The sequence below is a fragment of the Shewanella sp. A22 genome (genome assembly GCF_053850585.1).
The window spans coordinates 1-6,621 of sequence record NZ_JBSQBN010000178.1; the positions used below are offsets into that span (position 1 = coordinate 1).

4 protein-coding genes are annotated in these 6,621 nt (G+C 41.2%); 2 read left to right on the plus strand and 2 right to left on the minus strand.

Annotation, left to right across the window (positions count from 1 at the left end; all coding sequences use genetic code 11):
- Positions 1 to 282 precede the first annotated feature (282 nt).
- The gene (locus ACWXWT_RS19495) at positions 283 to 2,763 is read right to left on the minus strand and encodes a hypothetical protein (RefSeq protein WP_456043231.1); all 2,481 of its coding nucleotides are present in this window, start codon (positions 2,761 to 2,763) and stop codon (positions 283 to 285) included.
- 28 nt (positions 2,764 to 2,791) lie between these two features.
- Positions 2,792 to 3,325 carry a ribosome biogenesis factor YjgA gene (yjgA, locus tag ACWXWT_RS19500; protein WP_456043232.1) on the minus strand — a complete coding sequence of 178 codons (534 nt, stop codon included), beginning with the start codon at positions 3,323 to 3,325 and terminating at the stop codon, positions 2,792 to 2,794.
- A 147-nt stretch (positions 3,326 to 3,472) separates the two neighbouring features.
- On the opposite strand from yjgA, the gene pmbA reads away from it, so the two are divergent.
- Together pmbA and ACWXWT_RS19510 are read left to right on the plus strand one after the other, a co-directional pair.
- Positions 3,473 to 4,852, plus strand: a complete 1,380-nt coding sequence (gene pmbA, locus ACWXWT_RS19505) for a metalloprotease PmbA (protein WP_456043233.1) — start codon at positions 3,473 to 3,475, stop codon at positions 4,850 to 4,852.
- A gap of 197 nt (positions 4,853 to 5,049) precedes the next feature.
- A complete protein-coding gene (locus tag ACWXWT_RS19510; protein ID WP_456043234.1) occupies positions 5,050 to 6,417 on the plus strand; it encodes a hypothetical protein in 1,368 nt (455 codons plus the stop codon).
- Positions 6,418 to 6,621: the final 204 nt, after the last annotated feature.

Genomic DNA, 6,621 nt, shown 5'->3' on the forward strand with positions numbered 1-6,621 from the left:
TTTTATGGAAAAAAATAGACCATGCAGTCGTATTTTGAAAGCATCTAACGAAGCATAAAGGACTTTGAAACCCGCCAGAATGGAGTCTCTCAGGTATTCCACTTCTGTGTTACATCGATTTAAAAGGAAACAACCATTTCTACATCAATGTGCCTTGAATTGAAAAACCTGAGAGACTCTGAACTGACCAGATATTTAATGGGATTGGTATAATATGTATAAACATATTTCAGGACGAGACATAAAAAAGCCTGCTGACCCAGCAGGCTTTTTATAGATAATTTACTGTAACGTCACAGAAAACTTGAGTTCGGTCTCTACACCTTTTGGTGTTGTTGTTTTGAGTGTGACTTGGCTAATACCAGGTGTCCCATCATTCTTCACTGTAAAGGAGGTTGATGTTCCGCCTGCCGCTGTTTTATTTGGTACGGTATAGCCAGAGAACTGTAATTCTCCTTCAGTGCTGGTCACGGTGAATGTGGTGCCTGATGGTAATATCTGGTTAGCGCTATCTGTGAGCACAACATCAAATTTTGCCGTTTCACCCGATGCGATGGGTTGAAGATCTGTGTCGTAATCATTAATCACCGTGCCATTTTGACTCACTACAAAGTTAGCATTAGAACCTGATGTTGTTAATACTAACGCTTTACGAATATAAGTGGTCATGGCATTGCTATCACATAATGCACCTTGGCACTGTGGGCCGTTAAACTGACTATCAGCCGCTTGGTATGTGTCGCTGGCTTGAATGTTAAAGTAAGGTTCACCTGGATCATGAGCGCGAGATTCGTTGTCATCTCTAAAAGCATCAGGCAAGTCAACAAAACCACCATTATGATATGTTTCTACATCCATACCATTACCACTGCACACAACTGATGTATTGCCATGTAAACAGCCATTAACCATGCTGCCATCGGCATCATCAAATACATTATTGCCATTGGTATCGAAAAAGGTTTCGTGCCCTAAGGCATAAGCTAAAATGGTGATGCGGTGATCGCTTACTCGTGGTGATGTTGAGGTCCAAGTGACGGAACATTTTCCGTTTACTAGGGTGCATGATGACTCAATTTGGCCACCTTCTGCGGTAAAGTTGATCGTGGTATCATCTGGTGCTGGGTTAGCAAAACTGTCAGAGGCATAAGCTGTAATAATGACATCTTCACCATTGTAGTCTCCGGCTTCTGGGTTACCAATCGATCTTGAAAGACTAAAACCAAGCTGCTGTGGTAAACCCGTATTCACGGTTAACTGTTCCGACTGGCTGGTAATCGTTTGACTCGTGTCGGCATCTGTTGCTGAGGCCATCACGCGTACAGGGGTCGGTATGGAGCCTGCCTGTACTCTTACACTGACTAATCCTTGGGCGTTAGTAATGCTGCTGTCAGAAGTTAAATTGTTAGCAAATTGCAAGCCACCAATGGTGGTGTCGAGGCTGAAGTTAACGTTCTGTTGAGCTGCGGGTTGTCCATTGGCACTGGTAACTAAGAAGGTCACTAATGAAGATTCTGTTGTCCCGGTTCCACCTGAACCTTTGATGCGAATCTGAGTCGGTTCTGCCGATATAAAACTAATGTTAGATAATGTTTGCCGCGCTAAAACAAAAGGAAAACTTGCGCTTAAGCTAGTGCCATTAACGGTTGCCGTTGCGACGATAGTATCATTGCGCTCATTATTGCCGCTACAACTAGTATCTGAAAATGTTGAGTTTGCTGAGCCAGACAAGCTTGTTACTGGTGAGTCTAAGGTCGCATTGTCGCTGTTGGTACAGTCGGAACTAAAACTCATACTGGTTGGGCTTTGCAAGCGTGTAATTGTGCCATCGGAGGTTTCTGTTACCACAGTGGCAGTCACTCCAAATGTGCCGCCGGCGCTAATGGTATAATTGCCATCAGTATCAGCAGTTAGCGTTGTCGCTAATACCCCTTCAACAAATTCATTATTAGCGTCATACGAGCCTATCTTCACTGTGCCTTCAGTGGCAACATCTTCACTTGCTAATACTTCATAAGCACTGGTGCTAGTGAGGGTTGTATCTTGATACTCAGTTGTGACAGTCAGTAAACTTGCACCTAGGTCTGAATCTGACGGTGTGAAGTTAAGGGTGGCTATACCTGAGCCCTTTGTTAAGGCAGTAGTAGGGGTTAGCGTCGCGCTACCTGCATTAAAGGTAACAATTTGGTCGGCAATACCTTGGTTGTTACTGTCGGTAAGCAATGCGTTTAACTGCACGGTATTATTGAGATTAAAACGGGTAATAGGACCCGTTGCATCATTGATAGAGGCAGTTAATTTAATTGCTTCTGTAGGGGTGCTTGTGTTGTATTCTTTAAATTGATAATTACGAACTGCACTGATGGCATCGGTATCACTGGGGGTGTAAGTCGCTGTAAGAGTACCAGCATCTTTGCTGCTTGATGTCACGATAGTGGTGGCGATGCCCGAAGATGAAGTGAGTACACTCGCTGGGGTGACCGAAGCATTGGTTGTGCTAAAAGCAACGAGTGCTCCGCTAACATTTGCATTGCCAAGCTTAAGGTGGGCTAGAGCGCAAAAACTGCCATCTATGTCAAAAATAAGTCCATCGGTACTAGTATCGCATTGTCCATTCACTACATTTTGATAACTGACCGACAGGCTATAAGTATCATTAGATATATCAGAATCGGTGCCGTCCGCAGCACCGTTACAACCTGTAAAAAATAATATTGAAATTAATGATAACAACAGTGTGCGAATTACCATGTTGAGCCGCATTTGCAACATCCTTATCTATTTAAACGGTTTAGTCTTTTATTTCAGATCGTAAATATTTGAATAATTCTTTTGATGACTTTGAGTCAGTATTTTTAGCCAGTTCTTTGTTGGCTTGGCGAATAAGTTGACGCATTTTTTGGCGATCAAGTTGTGGGTGTAAATCCAATAAAACTTGAATTTCATCATCACCATTAGTTAATAAGCGATCGCGCATTTTTTCAAAAATTTGTACTTTTGCTGCTTCAATATTGTTTTTATTCAATACTCTATTGAGTGCAGCTTCAATTGGTTCGTGATCGAATCCTCGCATTAATTTACCAATGTATTGCAAATGGCGGCGATAGGCTTCCGTTTTTTGCTTAATAAGCTTGGTTTTTAGTACGGCATCATAAAGAAACTCGTCTAAATCCATTTTGTCTAACTGGCTTTTACTTAAGGCCACTAAGCGCATGCCAAGAGCTTGAGCTTCTTCGCTTTCTTTTTTAAATTCTGTTCTGCTGACGTAGTCGTCATCATTATCATAGGGCTGCTGAAAGTGTTCAGAATCGCCAACAATCTTCATAGTCATAAACCTCGAGTCAATATGCGTTAATGATAGCATTTATTTGGCCTAGAATATGCAGAATTTATTGAAGATAACGGGTTGGTTATCAATCGTCTTTTTAATTTGATATGCTAGCGACAATTAGACTAATTAAAGAGTAAATTTGTGGCTTCTCATCCTTCTTCAGCGCCTAGCGCAAGCGAACAAACACCTAAAATTGATTCTGAGTTATCGGCGCTTAAAAATGCCGTTGCGGTTGCATTAGAATACGCCAAAGAATTGGGTACGACTGCCGCAGAAGTCGCCATTAGCAAACAACAAGGCTTGTCGGTATCGACCCGAGATAAAGAAGTTGAAACCGTAGAGTTTAATAAAGATGGCGCTTTGGGAATAACCATATACCGCGATGGCCGAAAAGGTAACTCATCAACGTCTGATCTTAGTCCTGAAGCTATTCGTCAAGCGGTAAAAGCCGCAGATGGTATTGCAAAATATACTTCTGAAGACCCTTTTAGCGGTTTAGCTGACCCAGAGTTAATGGCACAAGATATTCGTGACTTACAGCTGTACCACCCTCAAGATATTGATGCTGAAGAATTGGCTAAATTGGCTATTCGCGCAGAAGAAGCAAGTTTATCGGTTGATAGCCGTATTCGTAATTCGGATGGTGCAAGCGCAAATGCACATACGGCGGCTAAAGTGTATGGCAACAGTCATGGTTTTCTAAATGGTTATTGCAGTTCGCGTTACAGTTTAAGTTGTGTCGTCATCGGTGAAGAGTCTGATGGTAATATGCAACGTGACTATGACTATACGGTTGCACGTAAGTATCAAGATTTGCTGTCACCAGAAGCCGTTGGTTTACAGGCTGCAAACAAAACGTTAAGTCGTTTGGATGCTCGAAAAATTGCCACAGCTAAAATGCCTGTGTTATTTGCTCCTGAAATTGCCACTGGTTTAATGGGGCATTTAATTGGTGCCATTAGTGGAAGCAGCATTTATCGCAAGTCGAGCTTTTTAATGGAAGCGCTGAACACTCAAATATTTCCAGAGTGGTTTACTATTGAAGAGCAGCCACATTTAGTTGGTGCATTAGCCAGTGCGAATTACGATAGCGAAGGCGTGGCAACCAAAGACCGCCGTATTATCGATCGCGGTCAGTTAGAAACGTATTTATTAACCAGTTATTCCGCGCGTAAATTAGGCATGATGAACACTGGCCATGCTGGTGGTATTTATAATTGGACCTTAAGTCATTCAAATCAAACATTTGACGATTTAGTGAAAGCCATGAATACCGGCTTAATTGTCACGGAAGTCATGGGCCAAGGTGTTAATGGCGTTACTGGCGATTACTCTCGCGGTGCTGCAGGTTTTTATGTTGAAAATGGCGAAGTGTTGTATCCAGTTGAAGAAATTACCATTGCGGGTAATTTAAAAGACATGTTTATGGGGATACAAGGTGTTGGCAAGGATCGCGATTTACGTTCATCAATTCGCACCGGTGGTATTTTATTGAGCGAAATGAAAATCGCCGGTAATTAGCCGAATATATGCCCGCTTGACCATTGGCAGTTTACATCCAGTATACAGACCCCTTATCTTGTTGATTAAGGGGTTTTTTATTGATGCAACATTATTATTGACGCTTTATATCGTTACTTTACCTTTCTTGACAGTCGTTTACAGGGCAAAGGAGTCATAACTATTGCAAATGTAACTGGATGGTTAATGGAGTAATTATGTTTAATAAGAAAATATGTCGATTGTTGATGGTGTCTTTAATGGGATCGTTACTATTAGGATGTGGATCTGACAGCGAAGATAGTAGTACTGATGTTGCTTATGTGCAGTTTTATAATGCATCACCTAACAGTACATCAACTTCGTTAGTGCTAGATGACTATGCGTATACAGCGGTTGATTTTGCTGATGCAATACCGCGCTATACTTATAGTACAGGAAATATAGACCTTGATATTTACGGGCAAGATGCAGACAGTGAGACGGTAACGATTTACAGTGATACCGTTGACTTTACATCGGATTCAAATCATTTATTTGTGCTTTATGGTGATTACCATGATCCAGAGCTGCTGGATATGATCTATTCTCGCGAGGAGATGGATGAGTTAAATGAGGATGAAGATAATTCGTACAGTAAAATGGCCGTGTTAGTTGCTAATGTCGCAACTGATGAAGGTGATTTTGATGTGTATATTTCACTTGATACTCAAACGATTGATGAGGCAGTGATGTTGGGCAACCTGTCGTACAGTAATTACACCTCTGAGCAGGTATTTGACACTGACGACTACATTGTTTACTTGACTGATTCTGGTACTAAAAATGTGGTTTATACTACAGGCAGTATGGATTTCACTTCTGAAACGGTTTACAAGTTGATTATTCGTAACAGTTTTGGTGCAGGCGATATTAAAGTGACTATCGACAGTGTCGACTCAACCACAAGCCCAGAAACTTATGCTGCCTTAGAAGCAACGGCAGATTACCGTGTGTTTAATGGCTTAGAAACGCAAAGTGTTGATGTTGATGTGGCCAGTAAACAAGAAACACAGTACTTATATGATGTTTCACCATTTTCGGTGACTGATTATCAATCAACCTCGTTTAATGATTATGGTATTACAGCAAAAGATGCCACAACGAAAACAACATTATTTGATAACTTGTTGGTGACGTTCAACCAAGATGACATTAAATCTTTATTGATTTATCACGACGAAGATAACGCCGTGAAAGGAATGGTTATTACCCAAGATCTTCGCCCTCGTGCATATGAATATAAAGTTGATGTGGTGAATTTAGCGTTCGATTATGATGATTTGACGGTGTATTTTGTTCGGGACTCAGAAACCATTGAGACCGCCGAATATACCTTGTCTGACTTAGACTTTGTTGAAACACTTAGTGTGACATTACCTGAAGATGATTATGAAATTAATATCGTTTATGAAGCTGACAATGGGACACAAACGTTAGTGTTTCAGTCTGATTTAATGAGCATTAGCGGCGACAGTAATTTCACGTTTGTGTTAACGCCAGATAGCAGCAGCGCATTAGGTCACAGATTGACATCATTACAGTAGTTTTTATACCAATCCTATTAAATATGTGATCTTTCAGCGGGAGTTCAAAGTGCTGTAGGCAAGGCAGATGATTGAAGTGATGTGGTCAAGTAAAACTGTACACAAACAGGGGGCGTTTTTATGCTGCCATTTCGGCAGCTGTTGGTGTCATATAATTGTTATAACTATGACCACGTTTTGTATTGTAGTGCTTTAGTATGTAAT